The 23735-nt window shown below is 33.4% G+C and carries 20 protein-coding genes; 11 read left to right on the top strand and 9 right to left on the bottom strand.

Annotated elements, in window-relative coordinates; translation table 11 throughout:
- Positions 1-2 precede the first annotated feature (2 nt).
- Together LNQ81_RS02080 and LNQ81_RS02075 are read left to right on the top strand one after the other, a co-directional pair.
- Positions 3-1205, top strand: a complete 1203-nt coding sequence (locus LNQ81_RS02080; RefSeq protein WP_229944524.1) for a hypothetical protein — start codon at positions 3-5, stop codon at positions 1203-1205.
- Complete coding sequence (locus LNQ81_RS02075; protein ID WP_229944523.1) at positions 1202-1657, top strand: CopD family protein; 456 nt, start codon at positions 1202-1204, stop codon at positions 1655-1657. Before LNQ81_RS02080 ends, LNQ81_RS02075 begins: the two co-directional genes overlap by 4 nt.
- A gap of 74 nt (positions 1658-1731) precedes the next feature.
- On the opposite strand, the gene LNQ81_RS02070 is transcribed toward LNQ81_RS02075, so the two are convergent.
- From LNQ81_RS02070 to recF, 7 genes are all read right to left on the bottom strand, one after another.
- Positions 1732-2367, bottom strand: a complete 636-nt coding sequence (locus LNQ81_RS02070; RefSeq protein WP_229944522.1) for an SCO family protein — start codon at positions 2365-2367, stop codon at positions 1732-1734.
- Between the two features lie 10 nt (positions 2368-2377).
- Positions 2378-3157, bottom strand: coding sequence for a formylglycine-generating enzyme family protein (locus LNQ81_RS02065; protein ID WP_229944521.1), 780 nt, complete (start codon positions 3155-3157; stop codon positions 2378-2380).
- A 1-nt stretch (position 3158) separates the two neighbouring features.
- Positions 3159-4625: a copper-containing nitrite reductase gene (nirK, locus tag LNQ81_RS02060; protein ID WP_229944520.1), complete on the bottom strand. Its 1467-nt coding sequence runs from the start codon at positions 4623-4625 to the stop codon at positions 3159-3161.
- A gap of 393 nt (positions 4626-5018) precedes the next feature.
- Positions 5019-5594, bottom strand: coding sequence for an RNA polymerase sigma factor (locus LNQ81_RS02055; protein ID WP_229944519.1), 576 nt, complete (start codon positions 5592-5594; stop codon positions 5019-5021).
- Positions 5591-6700: a glycosyltransferase gene (locus tag LNQ81_RS02050; protein ID WP_229944518.1), complete on the bottom strand. Its 1110-nt coding sequence runs from the start codon at positions 6698-6700 to the stop codon at positions 5591-5593. Before LNQ81_RS02050 ends, LNQ81_RS02055 begins: the two co-directional genes overlap by 4 nt.
- A 227-nt stretch (positions 6701-6927) precedes the next feature.
- The gene (murB, locus tag LNQ81_RS02045) at positions 6928-7941 is read right to left on the bottom strand and encodes a UDP-N-acetylmuramate dehydrogenase (protein ID WP_229944517.1); all 1014 of its coding nucleotides are present in this window, start codon (positions 7939-7941) and stop codon (positions 6928-6930) included.
- A gap of 19 nt (positions 7942-7960) precedes the next feature.
- Positions 7961-9055: a DNA replication/repair protein RecF gene (gene recF / locus LNQ81_RS02040; RefSeq protein WP_229944516.1), complete on the bottom strand. Its 1095-nt coding sequence runs from the start codon at positions 9053-9055 to the stop codon at positions 7961-7963.
- A gap of 135 nt (positions 9056-9190) precedes the next feature.
- On the opposite strand from recF, the gene LNQ81_RS02035 reads away from it, so the two are divergent.
- The 6 genes from LNQ81_RS02035 (at position 9191) to LNQ81_RS02010 (ending at position 16359) form a co-directional block, all read left to right on the top strand.
- A complete protein-coding gene (locus tag LNQ81_RS02035) occupies positions 9191-9976 on the top strand; it encodes a tetratricopeptide repeat protein (protein ID WP_229944515.1) in 786 nt (261 codons plus the stop codon).
- Positions 9977-9978: 2 nt separating this feature from the next.
- Positions 9979-10470 carry a 6,7-dimethyl-8-ribityllumazine synthase gene (ribH, locus tag LNQ81_RS02030; protein WP_229944514.1) on the top strand — a complete coding sequence of 164 codons (492 nt, stop codon included), beginning with the start codon at positions 9979-9981 and terminating at the stop codon, positions 10468-10470.
- 887 nt (positions 10471-11357) lie between these two features.
- Entirely contained in the window at positions 11358-13721 is a 2364-nt protein-coding gene (gene mutL / locus LNQ81_RS02025) for a DNA mismatch repair endonuclease MutL (protein WP_229944513.1), read from the top strand.
- Positions 13721-14470: a rhomboid family intramembrane serine protease gene (locus LNQ81_RS02020; protein ID WP_229944512.1), complete on the top strand. Its 750-nt coding sequence runs from the start codon at positions 13721-13723 to the stop codon at positions 14468-14470. The genes mutL and LNQ81_RS02020 overlap by 1 nt, the downstream gene beginning before the upstream one ends.
- A complete protein-coding gene (locus LNQ81_RS02015; RefSeq protein WP_229944511.1) occupies positions 14470-15324 on the top strand; it encodes a rhomboid family intramembrane serine protease in 855 nt (284 codons plus the stop codon). Before LNQ81_RS02020 ends, LNQ81_RS02015 begins: the two co-directional genes overlap by 1 nt.
- A gap of 3 nt (positions 15325-15327) precedes the next feature.
- Positions 15328-16359 carry an endonuclease/exonuclease/phosphatase family protein gene (locus tag LNQ81_RS02010; RefSeq protein ID WP_229944510.1) on the top strand — a complete coding sequence of 344 codons (1032 nt, stop codon included), beginning with the start codon at positions 15328-15330 and terminating at the stop codon, positions 16357-16359.
- A 35-nt stretch (positions 16360-16394) separates the two neighbouring features.
- Here LNQ81_RS02010 and LNQ81_RS02005 read toward each other — a convergent pair whose 3' ends face one another.
- Together LNQ81_RS02005 and gldJ are read right to left on the bottom strand one after the other, a co-directional pair.
- Positions 16395-17696 (bottom strand): UDP-N-acetylmuramoyl-tripeptide--D-alanyl-D-alanine ligase, encoded by a 1302-nt coding sequence (locus LNQ81_RS02005; RefSeq protein ID WP_229944509.1) that lies wholly within the window; start codon positions 17694-17696, stop codon positions 16395-16397.
- Positions 17697-17763: 67 nt separating this feature from the next.
- Positions 17764-19284, bottom strand: coding sequence for a gliding motility lipoprotein GldJ (gene gldJ, locus LNQ81_RS02000; protein WP_229944508.1), 1521 nt, complete (start codon positions 19282-19284; stop codon positions 17764-17766).
- Between the two features lie 850 nt (positions 19285-20134).
- On the opposite strand from gldJ, the gene porV reads away from it, so the two are divergent.
- From porV to LNQ81_RS01985, 3 genes are all read left to right on the top strand, one after another.
- Positions 20135-21274: a type IX secretion system outer membrane channel protein PorV gene (gene porV, locus LNQ81_RS01995; protein WP_229944507.1), complete on the top strand. Its 1140-nt coding sequence runs from the start codon at positions 20135-20137 to the stop codon at positions 21272-21274.
- Between the two features lie 237 nt (positions 21275-21511).
- The gene (cdd, locus tag LNQ81_RS01990) at positions 21512-21994 is read left to right on the top strand and encodes a cytidine deaminase (protein ID WP_229944506.1); all 483 of its coding nucleotides are present in this window, start codon (positions 21512-21514) and stop codon (positions 21992-21994) included.
- A 234-nt stretch (positions 21995-22228) separates the two neighbouring features.
- Positions 22229-23626, top strand: a complete 1398-nt coding sequence (locus LNQ81_RS01985; RefSeq protein WP_229944505.1) for a hemolysin family protein — start codon at positions 22229-22231, stop codon at positions 23624-23626.
- Positions 23627-23735: the final 109 nt, after the last annotated feature.

Below are 23735 nucleotides of genomic sequence, written 5' to 3'. Positions count from 1 at the left end.
GTATGAAACCTATTTATTACATCATACTCTTAGTTAACTTTTTAGTAGCAGCACTATTTGGATTGTTACTTAGAAGTATGTTCGTTTATCCGATAGAAGGGGTGACATTTTTATACATACTACACACACATTCACACATAGCACTATTAGGATGGTTATATTTATTAGCCTATGTATTATTTGTACAGAAATTTGCTCTTGATACTCCAAAAGAACAACGATTTTACACGAGGTTGTTTTGGATTACTCAGTTGGCTGTATTGGGAATGGCAGTTACCTTTCCTATTATGGGATATGCAGCCGCATCTATCACATTCTCTACTTTACACATTATTTGTTCTTATATTTTTGTAGTTCATTTATGGAAATACAATACTGTATTAGGAACACAACAAGGTACACTCCTAAAGACAGCACTGTTCTTTATGGTTCTTTCTACTTTAGGAGTTTGGTGTTTAGGCCCTGCAGTAGGAATGTTAGGTAAGACAAGTGCGTTCTACCAAATTTGCATACAGTTATTTTTGCATTTTCAGTTTGATGGATGGTTTATGACAGCATTCATTACTTTATTATTTACTACTGTATTTAAAGGCTACTCTTTATCGAAGTTTAAACCATTTTATTATACGTGGATATTGTCTGTGGTGTTAACCTATGCATTACCTTTAAGTTGGTATGTGGAGTTGCCTGTTTTACACTATTTAAGTGTGATAGGAGTTTTTCTACAACTATATGCAGTAGGATATTTAGTAAAGCCTGTTTTTAGTGCAATTAAGACAAGAACTAATAAACAAGGAGTATTTGTATGGCTATTGATAATACTAGCAGCACTGTGTTTTATAATGCGAATAACAATGCAGTTAGCCGTTGTCTCAGAAGTGTTAGCTACTCAACTGCAAGCTTTGCGCAGTTGGATAGTTGGTTTTATACATTTGAATATGCTTGGTATACTCAGTGGTTTTGGACTTTGGCTAATGATACAAGAGTATAAACTAAGCGTGAATACTTGGACTAAAGTAGCTATCATACTCTTGTTATCAGGATTTATACTGACAGAGGCTATTCTGTTTATACAGGGGTTACAAGGTTTTATAGGTGAGATATGGATAGAGAATACACCGTTGTTATTGTTTTATGCATCTATATTGTTACCTGTTAGTATAGCATGCTTTTTAGGGTCTTATTTAAAAATTAGAAAATCATGAATGAATTACACCTTTTATTAATACTTCACCTATTAGGAGCTACTATTTGGGTAGGAGGGCATATCTTGTTAAGTGTAGTAATACTACCTCAAGTATGGAAAGAGCAATCAGTAGAGAAGTTATTTAACTTCGAGAGTAGATATGAGTGGTTCGGTATGCCTGCTCTATTGATTATGCTATTAACAGGAGTTCGCATGGCTTATATCTATAATGTCAAGATAGCTACGTGGTTTGCTTTTGAAACTCCCATAGAGCGCGTTGTCTCACTTAAGTTAAGCTGTCTAATCGGTATTGCCTTATTAGCTATAAGTGCGCAGTTTTACGTGTTGCCACGTCTTAAGACAGATATCAAGAAATTGCCATTGATGACCTTTCATATCTTAGCCGTGACTACTATTAGCATCATTATGTTAATACTAGGTAGTTTTGTACGCTACGGAGGGATAAATTAAACCTTGGAAAAATATACAAAAAACAGCGTTATAGTATTGCCATAACGCTGTTTTGCATTTAATAACTAACTTTCTTATTTAATTAGAGCCAATTGTTTCTCTATTTCTGTAACAGTAGGAGTATAGTCTACACCAAGTCCTTCTTGTTGATAATCTAATTCTCCTTTAGTATTAAACACACTGATGATATTAGAGTGTGAGAAGTCCATAGGAGATATCTTTTTATAGTTGACAGCAAGTGTAGCTGCGAACTCACGAGTATCTTCTTCGTTGGAACGCAAGAATATCCATTGGTCACCATCCATCTTATTCTCTTTAGCAAAGGCTTTAAGACGTTCTGGCGTATCTACTTCTGGATCTATACTTACTAATACATATTTGACTTTATCTAAGTTTTTACCTTTTACACGTTCTTCTATATTACGCATATCTGCAACTAATCGAGGACAGGCAGCCTTACAAGATGTGTAGATCATAACCATCACTAATACATTGCCTTGTAAGTCTTTTAACTCGATGTCTTTGCCATCTTGTGTGGTCCACTTAGAGGGTAAGTTATAGATAGATAAGTCTGATATTTCTTTATTATCGGATACTTGTTCAGTTGTTTGTTCAGTACTTTGAAGTTGTTCTTCAGTTTTTTTAGTTTCGTTACAACCAATTAATAATAAGCTAAAACAAACTGATAGTGCTATTTGTATTTTTTTCATGATGTTCCTATTATAAGTTTTTTGCACATCTAAATCCTAAGTTCTTTGTCGTAAAGTTAGCTCTTAGACTACCTCTGAATCCATATCTCATAAATGCAGCATAGTCCATTAGATCAGATGCATTAATAGATGCACTGCCACAAAATAGATTTTCGTCATTCCCTTTATCCTTGCGGCTTTCACCTGATAAGAAGATAGAGTTATAGTCTGATACCCACTCCCAGATTAATCCGTGCATATCATATACTCCCCAGTAGTTTTTAAATGTACTGCCAACGGGATTGACATAAGTTTTTGGGGTTTCATACCAAGCTAAGATGTACTTGTTATACGCCTCTTTTTCTCGTGCATCCATATTCTTCGCATCTGCCATTGCTACATATTCCCATTCATCCATAGTAGGTAACCTTCTGTCTTGTAATTCGCAGTATTTCTTAGCCGCAAACCATGAGATGTTAGTTACAGGAGCATTAGCTTTAAGATCTCCATAATCTAAGTCACCTACCCAATGAGCTAAGTAACTTTTGTTAGCGAAGAGAGCTTTAATTTGTGAACGTTGATAGGTAGGGTTTTTCTTTAGAAACTCAACATACTGCTCATTTGTTACAGCATATTGATCTATTTTGAACGAAGCTACTTTAGCGTTGCCTTCTTCTGTACTACCATATAGTGGAACAAAAGTTCCACCTTTAATAGTAACCATCGGTGTGGCTTTCTGAGCATATGACAAGCTAAATGTCAGTACACTCAGAAGACACACGATGATATTTGATTTATTAAGAAAAAACATTTTATCTATTTTTTTGAACCATTTGAGGAGATACTACAGTTTTATTATTTCCCCAACTGTTATACACATAAGTAAGTACGTCCGCTATCTCTTGGTCACTTAACCCTTGACTTGTCATGATAGAGTTGTATTTTACATTGTTTACAGTAATTTCTCCTTGTAGTCCGTTAATAACTGCTTTTATTGCTCTGTTTACATCTGCATTTAAATAGTCAGATTTAGCAAGTGGAGGGAAGATCTTATCTATACCTTGTCCTTCAGATTGGTGACAAGCAAAACAAGTTCTTGTGAATACATTTTTACCATCAGCTATTTGTTGTGCTACAGTTTTGTTTTCGATTACTTCTTTTTTAGCAGCTTCTTTAGGCATATTTTGGATAGTACCACCTTCAGGAAGATAAACTCCTTCTCTGATCTTACCAGCGAATACTTTTTCATTTTCTTTTCCTTCTACTTTCAGCATACCTAGAGCCCCTTTATTAAATGCTCTAAAGATAGAGTGGTCTACGATAACGAAAGTACCTGGAGTATTTACTTTGAACTCTACGATGGCTGCACCCCCTGCAGGGATTAGTGTAGTCTGAACGTTTTCGTTGATTAGATCGCCTCCTTCTACATGTACTCTATCGAATATCTCTCCGATAACGTGGAATGAACTCACTAAGTTAGGTCCACCATTACCTACGTATAGACGAATAGTTTCTCCTACTTTAGCAGTAATCGCATTTTCGTTTACTAATCCATTTACATGCCCATTAAATACTACATAGTCAGGTTGTTCTTTTAACGCTTTATTCATATCAAAAGGTTGCAGTCCTTTCTCACCGTAGTTTCCTTTTGTGTAGAAATCTCCTTGCATGATGTAGTATTCTTTATCTACAGGAGGTAATCCACCCTCAGGCTCTACCAAGATTAATCCATACATTCCATTAGCGATATGCATACCTACAGGAGCTGTCGCACAGTGGTAGACATATAATCCTGGTTGTAGCGTTTTGAAGGAGAAGGTTACTTCGTGACCTGGAGCGACTAATGAAGAAGCTGCTCCTCCACCTGGACCTGTCACAGCATGTAGATCTATGTTGTGTGGAAGTTTATTGTCAGGGTGATTTTTAAGTGTAAACTCTACTTCATCACCTACACGTGTACGGATAAAGCTACCAGGTACTGTACCACCGAAGGTCCAATACATATATTTTACTCCGTCCACCATTTCACCTTCTTGTTCTAATATTTCTAGATTTACTTTTAATTTAGCAGCGTCTCTACTTCCTACAGGTTTGGGTACAAACGGAGGAGAAGTTAATTCTGCTTCTAAATTTCCATTAGTTACAATCTGTTCAGCCATATCTGCTGTCATCTTTGTAGTTTTATTGTCTTTCTGAGAACAACTACCGATAGTTAATAAACTTAATGCCAATGCTAAGACTCCAAGTTTGTTTTTTAATAAATGTGTTTTTGCGTTCATAAGTATGTGCTATGTTAGTTATATTTTGTATATCAAAGATAGAAGACAATAATGTCTTTTATATTGACATTTATCAGTTTTATGCAACATTTTGCACTTTTTTAAACAAAGTATGCTTTATTGTGTTATTTGTATATTATTGTTTGTTATATTGTTTATTGTTTTGTTTATTTAGGGATTTTGTGTTTACTTTTTGCTTTTTGTTGCTTAATGATATGGATTGTTTGGTCTTTATTGTGGTGTTTTTTAGTAGGGAAGGAGTTTTTAATAGTTTGTCTACTAAGATATTATGTTAAAGTAGGGACATGAAAGTACTACTCTGAATCCAAATAAGGAGGTAAGCTAAAATTAGAGAACATATAGAACAATGTTCAAGTGAGAAGTGAATTATTTTTAGATAGAGAAGTTTTGGTCTATTTGCTTAAGGACTATCTCTGCTAATAGTTTTTTAGCACGCATAATCTTAACTTTTACATTATTAAGGGGTTCGTTAAGCGCCTCTGCTATTTCGTTATAGGACATCTCTTGGAAGAATCTCATATCGATTACTTCTTGGTAGTGTGGTTTAAGTAGATTGATGTAACTTTTAAAGATAAGTAAGTTCTGCTCTTGTATTAGTTCATCTTCTTTATTCATGGTGTCATCTATAATATTGTGATACTGTTGGTTCTCTTCATCATTGATATCAAAGAAGGATATGTTCTTTCTCTTTCTAATCATATCTATATGCACGTTTTTAGCAATACTGACCAACCAAGTATTAAAAGCATAAGTAGGGTCATACTTACTGATATTGGTGAATGCCTTCGAAAAAGTTTCAATAGTAATATCCTCAGCATCTATCTCATTAGCTGTTCTTTTTAGCATAAAGTTGTAAACTTCAGACCAATAGTGATTCAGTAAAAATGTAAATGCTATCTGGTCGCCTTTTTGAGCGGCTAAAATATTTTCTTGAACTAAAGTTTTCAAATCTTTCTACGCGTAATAAAATGTATAGATGAGTAATATGTAGTTATAAAAATATGAATAATTTCTAAGAATGGCAGTGTCCAGATCAAATCTTTATCATCGAATGTTTTGAACAATCTATAATTATAGATGTATAAGATAAGATAACGGAATGCAAATAATCCTAGAACGATTTCCCAATTAAATAAAAAAGACATTAATATGGTGAATAAGGCAAAGAATAATAAGTGACAAAGGTTAAAAAATCTTATTTTTAATTGCGTAAAAAAAGAGGATGCTTTTATATGCAAATCATATTTTTTTACATTATTAATCCATGTAGAAGTTTTATTATCTACTTGTAGCCCCACAAAACTATCCTGGTCATAAGCGATAGCTACATTATTACTAGTTCCTATTTGGCTTATAAAAGCGTATTCATCACCATAAGGAGTATGCATGTGATCTATAAAACCGTTTACTTTAAAAAACAGTTCCTTGTTATAGCCTTGGTTATAAGCATTACCATGTAATGGCTTGCCAAAATGAGTCCACGAAAAAAGGTCTATAGTCTTAAAGTTATTCTGAAATCTAATTAACTGATTGATAAATGATCGTTTCTTTTTTTCGATTTTAGTATGTCCTAAGACTATTTTTTTAGATGTAGAAAACCCTTTAGTAATCGCTAAAAGCCAATTCTCAGTTCTAGGTACAACTGCTGGTTCTATAAATATAAAACGTTCGTATTTAGCCACTTTCATTCCTAGTGTAAGTGCATATTTTTTATTCCCCCAGAAAGCCTCTATATTTGCCACCTTGACTAATCTAGTTATACTAGGGTTCTTACGGCAGAATGCTTCTAATATTTCTAAACCATCATCATCAGACTCAGTGTAGACTAATACGATTTCGAAAGTAGGGTATGTCTGTGCGATAAGTAGTGATAGGAAGTTATCTAACTTTTCTTGGTGTTCTTTTACATATACTATTACAGATACAGGCTCTAAATCAGTGTGTTTTTTAGTAGGAAAGCTAGTAGCCATTGCCAATGGTCCGTAAATGATAATGTATTGCAGTATTTCAATGACAATAACAGCAATAAAAATGTAAAATAAAAGTGTTAGCATAGTGAATTTCTAATCGCTTAAGGTCAGCAAATGTACGATTAATCTGTTAATGCATTGTAAGTGCTTAATTAAAAATCATCTGATAATTTATTTAAGCTTATTTTAGGTTGATTATATGTTAGATTTTAATAATATAAAGCGCTATTTTCTTAAAAATAACACTTTATTTGTTGCGTTAAGGAAGTAAAAATAATTACTTTTTGTGATTGAATAAATACTTCAATATCTTAGAATATATTAACCTCTGCATGTATTAAAATACCAAATAGATTAAAGACTTCTTTTTGTATAGTTTTAGCTAGTTTTTGGATTTGACTACCTTCTGCCTTACCATAATTAACCAATACTAAAGCTTGGTTTTGATGTACTCCAGCATCGCCTAATCTATATCCTTTAAAACCGCTAGTCTCGATTAGCCATCCTGCTGGGATCTTAATTTCGTCTTCACTGATAGTATAAAAGGGCATTTTTGGATAACCTTTTTGTAATCTTAAGAAGTGATCTTTATTGATAATTGGATTTTTAAAGAAACTACCGCTATTGCCAATTTCTTTAGGATTAGGTAGTTTACTCTCGCGAATCTCAATGACAGCGTTACTGATATCTCTAATAGTTGGTTGTGCGATATTATTAATGTCTAATTGTCCTTTAATAGCTCCATATTCTATTTTTAAAACATGATTGTGTTTTGTTAGTTTAAAGGTTGTGGAAATAATAATAAATTGATCCTTTAGTGAGTTTTTAAAGATACTATCTCTATATCCAAATTCACATTCAGTATTAGAAAATTCGACTATTTCTTGTGTTTTTATGTTTAACGCTTTGCAACTATACATCACATCTTTTATTTCTACACCATAAGCACCTATATTCTGAATAGGTGTTGTACCTACATTACCAGGTATAAGGGATAAATTCTCTATTCCTCCATATTCATGATCTATACACCAAAGCACAAATTCATGCCAGTTTTCACCAGCTTGTGCTTCTATGTATACGAAATCTTCCTCCTCTTTAAGGACAGATATACCTTGAAGGTCTAATTTGACAACTATTTTGTTGATATCTTGAGTTAGAAGCATATTGCTACCCCCACCTAAGATGAATAGTTTGTCACTTTTATTCGCTTTCACTATTTCTTTTAAATCATTTAGATTTTTTATTTCAACAAAATATTTTGCCTTTACATCTAAACCAAAGGTGTTATATGGCTTTAGCGATACTTGTTCATGGATATTCATTGTCTTGAGTGGTGTTAGTTTAATCTTCGTTTTGTTGTATTTTAAATATTTCGTAGTCTTGATGAATACTATCTAATAAACTTTCTGTCCTATCAGCATGTGTATCAGAAATAAAAAGTTGACCAAAGGTATCTAAATTGACTAATTCTAGTATCTTTCTGACTCTGTTTTCATCTAGTTTGTCAAAGATGTCATCGAATAATAAAATAGGAGCTACTCCTCGTTGGGTTTTTAGAAAATCAAATTGTGCTAGTTTTAAAGCAATCAAGAATGATTTTTGTTGTCCTTGTGAACCAAATTTCTTGATTGGATGTGCTTTTAGTTCAAATGCCAAATCATCTTTGTGTATTCCAACAGAGGTATACTGTAGCATTCTGTCTTTCGCTATATTCTCTTGAAAGAGTTCTAACATAGACTTCTCAGATAATTGTGTCTCATACTTAAGAGAAACATCGTCTTTTTTGTCTGTGATAAGGTCGTGATAGCGAGAGAATATAGGAGTGAATTCTTCTATAAAACTCTTTCTTTTCTCATAGATAGGTTGTGCTAGTTCGGCTATTTGCTCATTATACACAGCTAAAGTTTCTCCGTCAAAATACTGATTTTGCGCAAAGCTCTTTAATAAGGCATTTCGCTGACTGATCAATTTCTGATATTGGATTAGTAGTTGAAGATAGTTGCCATCCATCTGAGAGATGACGCTATCAATGAACTTACGACGTGTCTCACTTCCTTCAGTAATAAGGTCACTATCTGAGGGTGATATTATGACTAAAGGGATAAATCCGAAGTGATCAGAGAATCTCTCATAATTTTTATTATTGCGTTTTAGTATCTTTTTTTGCCCTTTTTTAAGACTACATACAATGTGTTCGTCTTTTTCGTCTTTAACAAAAGTGCCATCGATAACAAAGAATTCTTCCTCATGCTTGATATTTTGGACAGCAATGGGGTTAAAGTAGCTCTTGCCATATGCCATATAGTAGATGGCATCTAGGATATTAGTTTTACCAACACCATTAAGTCCAATAAAGCAGTTTATTTTTTGGTTAAAAGTGAACGTATTGTCACTAATATTCTTGAAATTTAATATGTTTAATTTTTTTAAATACACTTGGTTATCAGTTATTTTAACGTTTTAGAGAGAGCTTTAGGAAATTTTGGTGCAAATTATCAAAAATATAGATAGAAAGCACTTTTATATTACAATAAAAATCCTATTTTTGCCACTCATTAAACTTTTGTATAAATGGCAACTTATAATAAAAGAGGATATAAAGCCCCTAAACCTGAACAAGAAAAAGACGATACTGAGTTTGATCAATATACTAATATTGATGCATCTAACAGTAAAACAGCTGAAGTTTTTAACTCTTTAGATCAAGGTGCTAATAGAATGGAAAGCTGGGTAGTACGCAATCAAAAAGTTATTTTTGGTTTAGTAGGAGCTGTCGCATTAGTTACTTTAGGATATGTAGGTTATGACAAACTTATTGTTGAACCTAAAAATGATGATGCTGCAAACGAAATGTTCCAAGCACAAAGCTATTATAACAATGCATTAATGGATAGTACTGCTAAGGATTCTCTTTTTGCACTTGCATTAAATGGAGGTGAGGGAAAACTAGGTTTCTTAGGTATTATAGAAAACTATAGTGGTACTCAATCAGCTAACTTAGCACAATATTATGCTGGTACAGCATATTTAAATAAAGGAGAGTTTACTAAAGCTATTGAACACTTAGAAAAATTTAAAGGGAATGATGCTGTAATAGCTCCATTGGCTTTAGGAGCTATAGGTGATGCATTCTCTGAACTTGGTCAACAAAAAGAAGCATTAGAGTATTATCAAAAAGCTGCTGCTAAGCAAAAAAATGATTTTACGACTCCTCGTTTTTTGAATAAAGCTGGTTTAATTGCTTTAGAGATGGGGAACAAAGAAGAAGCACTTAAGAACTTTAATGAAATCAAAAATAACTTTCAAGGCTCTGTTGAGTATAGAGGTGTTGATGCGTTAATAGGTTTAGCTCAATAATTATGGCAACAGCAAATAAGAACTTATCTGAATACGACAAATCTAAACTTCCGAATGGGAAAGATTTTAGAGTAGGTATCGTGGTATCAGAGTGGAACGACCAAATCACTAATGGACTGTACTCTGGTGCAGAAGCAGCACTGATAGACTGTGGTTTATTAACTGAAAACGTAGTGAGATGGAATGTACCAGGTAGCTTCGAGCTTATATTCGGTGCGAAGAAAATGATAGAAGCGGACGAAACTTTAGATGCTGTGATTGTAGTAGGTTGTGTAATCAAAGGGGAGACTATGCACTTTGACTTCGTATGTGAAGGTGTTACTCAAGGTATCAAAGATCTTAACCTAATATCTGATATCCCTGTTATCTTCTGTCTATTAACAGATAACCACATCGAGCAGTCTATCGCACGCAGTGGAGGAGAACACGGAAACAAAGGTACTGAAGCAGCTATTGCAGCTTTAAAAATGATCGAATTAAATAGAATGGCGTAACACTACGTTGCTTTAAAATATATAAAGAGGACTTCCTTAAATGGTAGTCCTCTTTTTTTGTGCGTATTATTTACTAGTATATTATCCCTGAGAATACTTACAACTTATGATCCTTTCCCATTCTTTTTTAGATCTAATCTCTCTACTACCAATCATTCTATAAAATCTAAAAAATACGAACCGCTTTTTTTGTTTTCTTTCTCTTATTGCTCCATTTTACTTCAAAATACCCATTGTATATCTCCCTTTTTTTATCAAACCACCCCATTATAGCCCCAAATACCATAATTCTCAAAAAGCAGTATATGTTTTTTAAACATCAAAAATACTTAAATAGCTGTATTTAATGTAGTTAATATTTTTTTGATTAGTCGGGACTATTTCTACTACCCCTCTCAATCCTAGTAAGAGTAAGTACTCATGCTAAGTTGCTCGACAGTTGCTCGAGTATTCGCCGTAAATGGTCACTCTGAGAACTATTAGTCGAGCAATGGTTCTCGTATTGATACATAATCTACGACTAGCTGAGCATTGGAATTAAGTAGGGGGAGGATGGAGGGGTATGTATATACGTCAAGTTTGTTTTGTGGACATACACGTCACGGACTACAAGTCTGCGACAGCGCAAGGATTGTGGCTACCGTGTGGATGTGTCTTGTGAAAGTGCACGTCACGGATTATTCTGTCAATATATAGTCTGTCGTATTCACTAAAAACATCTACTAGATATATTTTAGCACACTATAAAATCTGGTAATACTTAATAGACCCAATAATTTAGAAATAAATTATAACTTCGAAATAGTAAAGGAGTTATTAATTCTTTAAATTTGTCGTTTAAGTAGAATTCATCTAAAGAATTAGATAAAAAATATAGGAGCAAATAGATGTCAGATATTATTCGTTTACTACCGGATCACGTAGCGAATCAGATAGCCGCTGGAGAAGTAGTTCAGAGGCCTGCATCTGTGGTTAAAGAATTGATAGAGAACTCTGTCGATGCTGGAGCTACGGAGATAAAACTGATTCTGAAGGAGGCTGGTAAAACCTTAATACAAGTTATAGATAACGGAAAGGGAATGAGTGATGTAGATGCTCGTATGTCGTTCGAACGACACGCTACATCTAAGATCTCAAAGGCAGAGGATTTGTTTGCACTGAGTACTAAAGGGTTTAGAGGGGAGGCGTTAGCGTCTATCGCCGCTATCGCTCACGTGGAGTTAAAAACACGTAAGCACGATACTGAACTAGGTACGCACATCGTGATAGAAGGAACTAAATTAGTAAGCCAAGAGGTAGCTGTAACCCCTGCGGGGACGTCATTCTCTGTGAAGAATTTATTCTTTAATATTCCTGCACGACGCAATTTCTTAAAGTCAGATAACGTAGAGCTTCGCAATATTATAGATGAGTTCGAGCGAATCGTCTTAGTGCATCACAATATACATTTTTCGTTAATCCACAATGGCAGTGAGGTATTTAACCTATTGCCTAGTAATTCTCGTCAGCGTATCGTCAATGTTTATGGGACGCGTACGAATGAGAAGTTGGTGCCAATTAAGGAGAATACAGAGATTGTAGAAGTATTGGGATTCGTGGGGAAACCAGAGTTTGCAAAGAAGAGTAGAGGAGAACAGTTTTTCTTTGTGAATGACCGCTTTGTGAAGAGTGGTTATCTACATCACGCTATTATGGCGGCGTATGAAGGACTATTAAAAGAAGGGACTCATCCTAGCTATTTCATTTACTTTAACGTACCACCTGATAGTATCGATATCAATATTCATCCGACTAAGACAGAGGTAAAGTTTGACGATGAACAGGCATTATACAGTATTCTACGCTCGATCATTAAGCATAGTCTTGGACAGTTTAATGTAGCACCAGTATTAGACTTTCAACGTGATGCTAGTTTAGATACACCTTATGATTTTGAGGGAAAAGAAGCGTCTACACCTACGATAGAAGTGGATAGAAATTTTAACCCGTTTCATAGAGAATTAATCTTGCAGACTGATAAGTTTGAATACAATCCATTTGATAATAATGCGGCAATGTTTATCGGAAATACCGATAGTAATATCGAGAATAACCGCTTTATCGATGACTTAGAGAATAAAGAGAGTTATGTGACGATGAATCCTTTTGGGGATAAGATCACAAATAATGGAAATGATATAGAGAATACTCGTTTTATTGATGTTTTAGAAAGTAAAGGTAATGTATCAGAAAATATTTCGATTGAGGAGACGTTAGAAAGTAAAGGTAATGTATTAGAGAATATTTCGTTTGATGAAGCGTTAGAAAGTAAAGGGAATTCTTCTTCTGATTATATAGAAGGATTTTCTACAAGCACAGCTGATGTAGAGGAAGAAACTTCTTATGGAGATGTGTTAGAGAGCAAAGGAAATGCTATCACTCGTGATGACTATGCAGATGGAATGACTTTAGGGTCAAAAGTGAATAGAAATACGGATGTGATCGAATCTAAGATGAGTAAATCATCTGGTGGAAGTAGCAAATCATCTTCTAAAGGAGTGGTGTCATCTAAGAGTAACATTGAAGGATGGGAGAATTTGTATGAAGGATTGCGTTCGACAAGTGAGGATTTAGATGTGTCTGGCATAAAATTAGAGAGTGATTTCATAACAGGTAATCTCTTTGAAAACAAACAAGGGGAGATAACTGGAGTGAAGCGTTTTCAGATTAACAGAAAGTATATCGTGAGTCCAATCAAATCAGGAATGGTAATCATTGATCAAGGGAGAGCACATCAACGTATACTGTATGAGAAGTTTATGGAGAGCATCCAGAATCACACCGCTTCATCACAACAGTTGTTATTTCCATTGACATTGTATTATTCTCCTTATGAGGTAGAGATACTTAGAGAGTTATATCCGATGTTACAACAGACAGGATTTGGATTTGAGCATATGACACAGGATTATGTGGTGATCTCAGGACTACCTGTAAATATATCAGAGAGTGAGGCGTCTATCGTCTTAGAAGACCTAATCAGTGACTTCCAAGATGGTGTGCCAAAAACAGCAATGGGTCAGAGTGACCGCATCGCTAAATCATTAGCACATAGTTTATCTGTCAAGACAGGTACTGTGCTAAATGAAGAAGAGCAAGAGAATATCGTTAATTCGCTTTTTGCTTGTAAAGAACCGAGTGTATCACCATTTATGAAGCCTACTTTTATCACAATGAGAGTAGAAGATATAGAAAAAAAATTCGCATTATAATGAGAATATCAGAGACCGTAAAACATTTAATTATAGTAAACTTAATATTCTTCGGAGCAAGTGCATTTATGCCAGTTATCCAAGAGTTGTTTGCTATGTATTATTTTGATAATCCACGATTTTACGCATGGCAACCTTTGACCCACATGTTTATGCATGGAGGTTTGATGCATATATTATTTAATATGTTTGCTTTGTTTTCTTTTGGAACTACCTTAGAATCTATTTGGGGAGGTAAGAAGTTTCTTACATTCTATTTATTATGTGGTTTTGGAGCGGCTTTATTACATACAGGAGTTAATTACTATAGTGTACATTCAGCTGTGTCAACGTTAGTGGATAATGGATATTCATCGTCAGATGTAATGGCATTATTAGCAGAAGGGAAGTATGATTTAAGATGGGGAGGAATATTGAAAGAAGGAGAATTGACTAATTTTTTATCAGCATATAATACACCAGTAGTAGGAGCATCAGGAGCTATCTATGGATTATTAGTAGCTTTTGCTTTTATGTTCCCTAATGCAGAGTTGATGATGATGTTTATTCCAGTGCCAGTAAAGGCTAAATATTTCGTACCTGGTATATTGTTGCTTGATTTATATGGAGGAGTAGTAGGTAGTTTTAGTTTATTCGGAGGAGGCGGTGGTATTGCTCACTTTGCACATATAGGTGGTGCTTTGATGGGATATTTGTTGATGTTGTACTTTAAGAAGACGCAGTTTGATCGTAATCGCTGGGATAGATAATGAGTAAGATATTAGATGATTTAAAATACCAGTATAGAGCTGGAGGTATTGCACAGAAGATCATTTATTGGAATGTAGGGATAGGTTTAGTTGTTCTTATATTGAATGCTTTTTTCTCAGCGTTTAGTTCACATGTATTATCGTGGTTAGTATTAAATAGTAATCTGTCTGTACTAGCCTTTAAACCATGGACAATACTTACTTATTCATTTATACACGCTGGTGTAATACACTTGCTGTTTAATATGATTATGTTGTTCTTTGTGAATCGGTTATTTTCTACTTTTTTTAGTGAGAAACAATTCTTGACCTTATATATATTTGGTGCATTATTTGGGGGGATATTCTTTGTGATAGGCTCTCAGTTTATGACTACAGGAGCGGTCTTAGTAGGAGCCTCAGCAGCTACGATAGCACCATTAGTAGCAATAGCAGTTCACGCACCTATGATGCAAGTAAGATTAGCACTAATAGGCAATGTAAAGATGTGGCATATCGCTGTTTTTATCATTGTTCTAGATGTTATCCAATTAAATACAAGTAATGTAGGAGGACATTTAGCTCATCTAGGAGGAGCAGTGATGGGATATCTCTATATAAAATTATTAGAGAAAGGGTATGATTTAAGTAGTATCTTTGATAAGATAAGTAATCTATTTAAACGAAGTCAAGGGGCTAAATTTAAGAAAGTTTATGTCAATAAGAAAGTTGAGCATACGAAGAATGAGGTATGTAATGAAGGAAAAACAAGACAACAGCAAATAGATAAAATATTAGATAAAATCAGTAAATCTGGATATGAAAGTTTGACTAAAGATGAGAAGGATTTTCTATTTAGATCTGGAAATAAATAAGATATGAGGAACCTATCATGGTTTAATAAAATAGTGTATGGAACAAATATTCTAGTGGCAATAATGTCTTTAGTAGGATATTTTTTACCTTTTTTAGCACCAAAATTATTTCCTCTTTTATCCGTGTTTACACTGATATTACCTTTCTTTTTAATTATCAACTTGGCTTTTTTGTTCTATTGGTTGGTGCAACTTAAAAGGCATATTTGGTTGTCTGTTTTAATACTATTATTGGGAATTACGTTTATTAATAAGTTCTATAAGTTTACTGGACGAAATGAGGAATTGGGAGATAATGAGTTTACGCTGATGAGTTATAATGTTCGCTTATTTAATCTTTTTAATTGGATACCAGATGAAGATATTCCTAAGAAAATAAAAGAGTTTGTGGACTTACATGATCCTGATGTAGTATGTTTTCAAGAGTATTCCAAGAATAATAATATCAAATTTAGTCAGTACCCATATAAGTATATTACTGTACATGGTAATAAGATCAAAACTGGGCAAGCGATATATTCTAAGTATAGAATATTAGATAAGGGAGAGATTAATCTACCTAGTTCAAATAACAATGTGATCTTTGCTGATATTTTAAAAGGACAAGATACAATACGTGTCTATAGCATACACCTTCAATCTATCAGTATTAGTCCTGATATACATGAGAGCATAGATGAAGCTAAGTCTAAAATGATCGTTAACAGAATCGCAAAGGCATTTAAAGAACAGCAAGTGCAATCGGAGTTGATACAATCCCACATGAATGATGTCTCTATACCTAAGATTATCTGTGGTGATATGAATAATAGTGCTTATTCTTATGTGTATCGCAATATTAGAGGGGATTTAAATGATGCTTTCGTAGAAGGTGGTACAGGATTTGGGAAGACGTATGATTTTTCTTATTATCCTATGCGAATTGATTATGTATTCGTAGATCCTCGTATACATGTAAAGTCTTTTAATACGTATTCGGAATTTAAGAATTCAGATCATTACCCTTTAATTACTCGATTAGAATTGAGTGAATAGAAAATAAAAAAGAGCTAATTAGCTCTTTTTTGTTTTTATATAAGTTCTAGTGCTCTTTCTAACGCTATCCCTCGTGATCCTTTAATTAAAATTAATTTATTTAGGAAGGCTTCATTAGAAACATCTTGAATGTGCTTTTTAAATAGGTCAAATGATTCAAAGTAAAAGATATTTTTGTAATTTGTGTTTATAGCTGCTTTAGCAAATTCCTTTCCTATAAAGTAAGCTGTTTTGTTATTTACTTTGTCGATTCGTTCAATAATATCTTTATGTTCTTTTAATCCCTCCTGTCCAAGTTCTAACATATCTCCTAGGATGAATACTTTATCTCTATCATCTTTTAAATGATCAAAGTTAGTAAGTACTGCATCCATGCTACTTGGATTAGCATTATATGCATCTAATAGGATCATAGACTGGTCTTTTATAATCCATTGAGATCGATTGTTTGTAGGGATATATTGCTCAATAGCATTTTTAATATCATGTAGTTCAACATTGAAAAAATCACCAATAGTCAGAGCAGCAGCAATATTAGTAGCATTATATATACCTGTAAGATTAGAGTTAATACTCTCACCTTTGTAATAAACAGTGGCATTAGGTTGTGCTTCTAATTTATCAATTACTATATCTGCTGAATCGTCACTACCAAAAGTAAAGCGATTAAAAGTAATTGTTTTAGCATCTTGTCGAGGATCATCTATATTTACAAACGCCGTTTTATGATTGTCTTCTAGGTAGTCATATAGTTCGCTTTTAGCTTTAATAACACCTTCAAAACCTCCGAAGCCATCTAAGTGCGCTTTTCCAAAGTTAGTAATGTACCCAAAATCAGGATCTGCAATTTCACATAACATTGCTATTTCTTGTTTGTGATTAGCTCCCATTTCTATAATTCCCAAGTCTGTATCTTCAGATATAGACAATAATGTTAAAGGAACACCAATATGGTTATTTAGATTTCCCTTGGTAGCAGCTATCTTATACTTTTTGCTAAGTACAGCAGCGATAAGTTCTTTAGAAGTGGTTTTGCCATTACTACCTGTCAGGGCTATAATAGGTAAGCCTAATTGTTGTCTATGGTGTTTTGCTAATTGTTGTAAAGCTCCTAGGGAATCTGCAACATATAACATTTTAGTTGGATCAGTTACCAACTTTTTGTTGTCCATAACGACATAAGCAGCTCCATTATTTAAAGCTTCTTGAGCAAATAGATTAGCATCAAAAGAGTCTCCTTTTAATGCAAAAAAAAGTGAATTAGGCTGTATGCTTCTCGTATCCGTTGATACACCATCACACTGTAAAAAACATTGGTAAAGTTCTGTAATATCCATAGATCAAAAGTATAAAAAAAAGCCCTAATGCAATTAGGGCTTTTGAAAAAGAATATTTTAAATAATGTTAATTCTTTGTTTTGCGTTTATCAGATTTTGGACCAACTTTAGTCATTACTAATCTAAATCCTATATAATCTGTAGCTTGATCTTCTGGGAAGAATCTTCTAGTAGCAGGGTCTAACCAGTAAGCCCTATCTTTCCAAGATCCACCTTTAATTACACGTGATTTTTCATCATAAAGAGTTGCTCTTTTTAAAGGAGTAGGAGCTTCACCTTTTATTCTACCTCCTAAACCAGTCTGTATATTATCATCGAATACTGAAGGATCTAATATTTCTTGTGCAACTTGTCCAGGTAAGTTTCTAGCTCTTAACTTTCCAGTGCTAAGTGTGTCGAATTTAACTGTTTCGTTCGTTGTTATTTCTATTTTTCCGTCAGCTCCTATTTTATTTTTGTAGTATACATTTCCTTTATAGAAATTGAAATCTGTTTCGTTTTGATCAATCGTAGGATCGTAAACATCTGCCACCCATTCAGCAACGTTACCAGACATATCATATAAACCGAAATCATTAGGAGGATATGATTTTACTGCATTAGTAATATCTCCATTATCAGTTGACCAACCAGCTATACCACCATAGTCTCCACGACCTTGTTTGTAGTTCGCGTATTTAGTATTCTGAACAATTGGTTTTCCTTTTTTGCGTTTGCTGTTTTTATCCCAAGGATACTTTTTACGGCCTTTATAATTATTGTACTCTCTATTGCCAATCAATCCGATAGCAGCATATTCCCATTCAGCCTCAGTAGGTAATCTAAATTGAGATGTAAATAATCCTGAGTTCTGTGTAGCATATAGATTGCGATCTCCTTCTTTAGCTTTATTTGCTTTTCCTTTATAAGCAATATCAGAATTACCTCCATAAACAGATTCTGGAGATATTAAGTATGTGTCAGTACTAAAGTGAGCATCAGATTCAGCATCTATAATTTTTGCATCTTTCTTTAAGTAGCCAGCTTTTTCTAGAGCTAATTCGTTAACACGATCAGTTCTCCATTTAGCATAATCATTAGCTTGTACCCACGTAACTCCCACTACAGGATAGTTAGCATAGGCAGGATGTCTTAAATAGCTCGTGATAAGAGATTCGTTGAATCCAGAAGGACCTCTCCAAACTGTTGTATCAGGAATAGCACTTTTATAGATTTCTTGATATAGTTCGTTGTTTTGAGGATATACAGTACGCAACCAATATAAATATTCATTATACATTATATTAGTAGTCTCTGTTTCATCCATATAAAAAGATTGTACATACATCTCTTTAGGGTTGTTATTCCATTCTGCAAGAATATCTTCTTGAATACGTCCCATTGTAAATGTACCTCCTTCTACGGCAACCATTCCTTTGGGAGTTCGTTGTTCGTATTTGGTGTTGTATTGGAAACCACCTTTACTATCATTGATTTTCCAACCTGTAGCAGTTGAAACATTACTGTTTGAATTTCCACAACTCGTAATACTAGCAGCGATTAATATACCTGCAAGTAGTCGAAAGTTTAAAAGCTCTTTAATCTTCATCTCGTTATAAATGGATATAAAATTGTACGCAATTTAATAATTAACGTTTAATTAGCAATGTGAATACTTTCATTTAATCGAAAAAGTATCAATATTTTTTATTTTTTAATAAGCAATTACTTTTATAACGTTTAAAAGTATACTGTATTGCTTTAGTCTAAAATAATTGTATGCAATATTCTATTCTTTTGCAAATGTAAATGGATTTACTCAAAGGTAAGATAGTTTCTAGTAAATAAAAGTAATAAATAGATTTGTAATTTCGTTTTGTTTAAAAAAAGTAAGTTGAATTGAGGAACCTTTGTATGTGTGTTTCCTATTATCTAGAATTGTCATTAACCAAATATTCATAGTTCTTCTACCTCATAGTCTTTCATTAGCTTTGTAACTATTTTTTTATCACTAATTCAGATCTATCCAGTATTATTACTTGTCGCTTAATAATCTATCGTGATTATAGGGTTAAGGAGTTTAATTTTTGATAGAAAAATTAAAGAGTCTCATTTGGTTTAAAAAGAAAAATGTTAGGCTGTAAATTATATGTTTTTATGTCTTTTTATATTTTGGAACGATTATTTATAGTATGAAATATTTAAATTATGTAATAATGGTTTGATTTTGTTTGATTTGTAGTATGATTTCTATGAGTTTGGTAGAATTAAATATATTAAGTTTACCATACGTAAATATTATTATAATTCAATAGATAGAGTTTCTAGTATCTATTTGATTAGTTCGTATAAAGCATGCTTTGCTGTATTTAAATGTCTAAGAGTGATATTTAAAATAAAAGAGTGATTGTTTTAGAAATGTTAAAAAGCTTATATTTGTGAATCTTAAATAATTAAAGATGAGAAAAGTTACGGCCTTATTCCTTACTGTATTAGCAGGACAGTATATTAATGCTCAAAATGTGGTTAGACCTATAACAACAGGTGTTCCATTTCTATTGATATCTGGAGATGCTAGATCTTCTGGTATGGGAGATATGGGGGTAGGAACCTCTAGTGATGTGTTTTCACAGCAACATAATGCTGCGAAATATGCGTTTGCAACTCAATCACAAGGCTTCTCTTTAAACTATAGCCCTTATATGTCTAAGGTTAGTAATGATATGGCTTTAGGCCAGTTGACTTACTATAATAAGTTTAATGAAAGAAGTGCTATAGGAGGTAGTTTGCGCTATTTTGGAATGGGTGATATGGAGTTTAGATCAGATTATCAATCTAACGGTGTTATCAAGAAACCAAATGAATTTGCTGTAGATATCTCGTATTCACTAAAATTAAGTGATCGTTTTGGTATGGCGGTAACAGGACGTTTTATAAATTCCAATCTACGCATGCCTGAAACAGACGGGTCTAATTCAATGGCTAGTCAAGTCGCAGTTGATATTTCGGGATTTTATGAGTCTGATATGATGCGTTTTAACGGATTTGATGGTCGATGGAGAGCAGGTTTTAATATCCAAAATTTAGGACCTAAAATTAAGTACGAGGATGATCAGTTTGGTTCTTTTTTGCCAGCAAATTTAAAGTTAGGAGGTAGTTTTGATTTTATTATAGACAACCAAAATACCTTGACAGTGGGTGCGGAGATTAATAAACTACTTGTGCCTACTCCTCCAAAAGATAGAACAGATTCTGAAGAGGTTTTAAAGTATAATGATATTAGTTGGTTTAAAGGAGTGTTCAAATCATTTGGAGATGCTCCTAATGGATTTAGTGAAGAGATGAAAGAAATTGCTTGGTCTTTGGGTGCGGAATATTGGTATGATAATAAGTTTGCGTTTCGAACTGGTTACTTCCATGAAAGTCCAGAAAAAGGAGCAAGACAATATGCAACTCTTGGAGCAGGGTTTAAATACAGTATGATGACAATTGACTTATCATACTTGTTTTCAACTTCGAAAATTAATAACCCTATGGAAAATACGTTGAGATTCTCACTAACATTTGATTTAGGAAGAAAAACTTATCCAAGAGGTTAAAATCCAAATCCGCATTAGTTAAAATATTACAAAGTAATTTTGCTTCATAGCTCTTTTATTAGCTCTAAAACTATACTAAAATATAGTTGAATCACTAATTCAGATTTTTTTGTATAATAACTTTTCGTTTATCTGTCTATTGCGTATTTCGGGTTAAAAAAAATAGTATATTTGTATAAGAATCCAAACCATCCCAAACGATGTGTTTGGATTTTTTATCTCTAATTGTCAAGGATTATGAAAAAAATTGAAATCGTTACAACTTTTTTGGAATATGATTCACTAGCTGAATTAGCACCATCTGACCAGGATTTAATGAATAGAGCTATTGAAGTTCGCAAACAAGCTTATGCTCCATATTCTAAGTTTAGAGTAGGTGCTGCTATATTGTTAGAAGATGGTACTGTTGTGGTGGGGTCTAATCAAGAAAATGCAGCCTTCCCATCAGGTCTTTGTGCTGAGAGAACAGCTATTTTTTATGTTGGTGCTAATTATCCTGGTAAAAGAATAGTAAAGATGGCTATTACAGCTTCATCTGATTTAAAATTGACTAATAGCCCAATACCTCCTTGTGGAGCTTGTAGACAAAGTATTTTGGAATACGAGGTAAAACAGGACGCTCCAATTGAGATGTATTTTATGGGAGTTGAAGGGAAAGTATGTTATTCTCCATCTTTGATGAATATATTGCCCTTTCATTTTGATAAAGACTCTATGTAGAATTTAGTCAAAAGTAGAGATTCTTATAATTATGATGAGTACACTTCATTTTATGTGATAAAAACTGAAGTAGTGAAGCTATTTTTATAAGTATTTTAATATTTTTTAAAAATTAGTGATAATGATATATAATGTATCAAATTAATTATTATTTTTGATATGAGATTTATATTGCAAGGATATAATTCTTAAGCCATTAAAAAGATTTAACATTGGCTTTTTTTAATTCATAAAATGGATACATACGCCCAGATCATTACAATGTTAGCTGGCTCTAACATTGTACACGAAGAGATTTCAGTAGGTAAATTGTTACTTACATTATTTTTAGTTTTTTTGAACGGTTTTTTTGTTGCTGCGGAATTTGCAATAGTTAAAGTCCGTACCTCACAAATAGAAGTTCATCAAGAATTAAATTCAAAGGTAGCTGTAATAGCAAAAGGCATTGTAGGGAACTTAGATGCTTATTTAGCTGCTACTCAATTAGGAATTACATTAGCATCACTTGGTTTAGGGTGGGTAGGAGAGAGTTCTTTAACCCCAGTTATTATGTATTTATTTGAGTTTTTTGGATTTACTGGACCAGAATGGTACAGTGTTGCGAAAAACATATCTTTTCCATTAGCATTTGCTATTATTACGATTTTGCACATTGTTTTTGGTGAGTTAGCACCTAAGTCATTAGCAATTCACTTTCCGACAAAGACAACTTTTACAGTAGCATGGCCTTTGCGTATTTTCTATTTTGTTTTTAGACCAATTATTTGGTTAATGAATGGTTTAGCTAACGGGATATTGCGCTTAATGGGTATAAGTCCAATACATGGTGCAGATATTCATACGGAGGAAGAGTTAAAAATGATTATTACGGAAAGTCAAGAAGGTGGAGCAATCGAAGAAACTGAAAGAGTATTAATCCAAAATGTCTTTGATTTTGATGATAGAAGAGTGAATAATATTCAAAGCTTACGTAAAAATGTTTCTGCTATAGAAATTAACACTAGCGTATTAGAAGCTATCGATTATGCTATTAATGAAGGTTATTCACGTTTTCCAGTATATGAAGATAATTTAGACAATATTAAGGGGGTAATCTATACGAAGGATTTGATGAAAGCAATGATTCAGGATAAAACTAATGCTTCTTTAGCTTCTTTATTACGTGAGCCAATTTATATTTCGGAAAATACACTTATTAAAAATGTACTTAAGCAGTTTCAAGCTAAACACTTACAAATGGCGATAGCGACTAATGAAGTAGGAGAGTTTACGGGAATTGTTACGATGGAAGATATATTAGAAGAACTTGTAGGAGAGATTCAAGACGAGTACGATAACGAAGAACCTGTAGTTGTAAATATTGGAGAAGGTAGGTATGTTGTGAGTGCACATTATAACCTTTCAGACATCAATAGATTACTACCTATTAAGTTTGAAGAGAGTGAGCACTATGATACCTTAGCAGGTTTGATTAGTGAGGAATGTGCTAATGATGAGTTTAATGTGGGAGATGTTATCAGACTTGATGATTATGAGGGTAAGATACTTAAGATGTATCGCAACTCTGTAGAACAAGTAGAATTAAGTCTATTGACAAAAGATCAAAAAGAAAATCAGTCAGAAGATAAATAATTTAATAAAGGCAGCTTGAAACAAGTTGCCTTTATTGTTTATGCTATATGCCATAACAAAAGTGGATTATGTCCTAGTATTGCGACAAGTTATCAGATATTATATAAAC

The organism is Myroides oncorhynchi (assembly GCF_020905415.1).
GTDB classification, from domain to species: Bacteria; Bacteroidota; Bacteroidia; order Flavobacteriales; family Flavobacteriaceae; genus Flavobacterium; species Flavobacterium oncorhynchi_A.
Note: the sequence above shows the minus strand (reverse complement) of the source record. Positions and strands in the feature narration are given on the sequence as shown.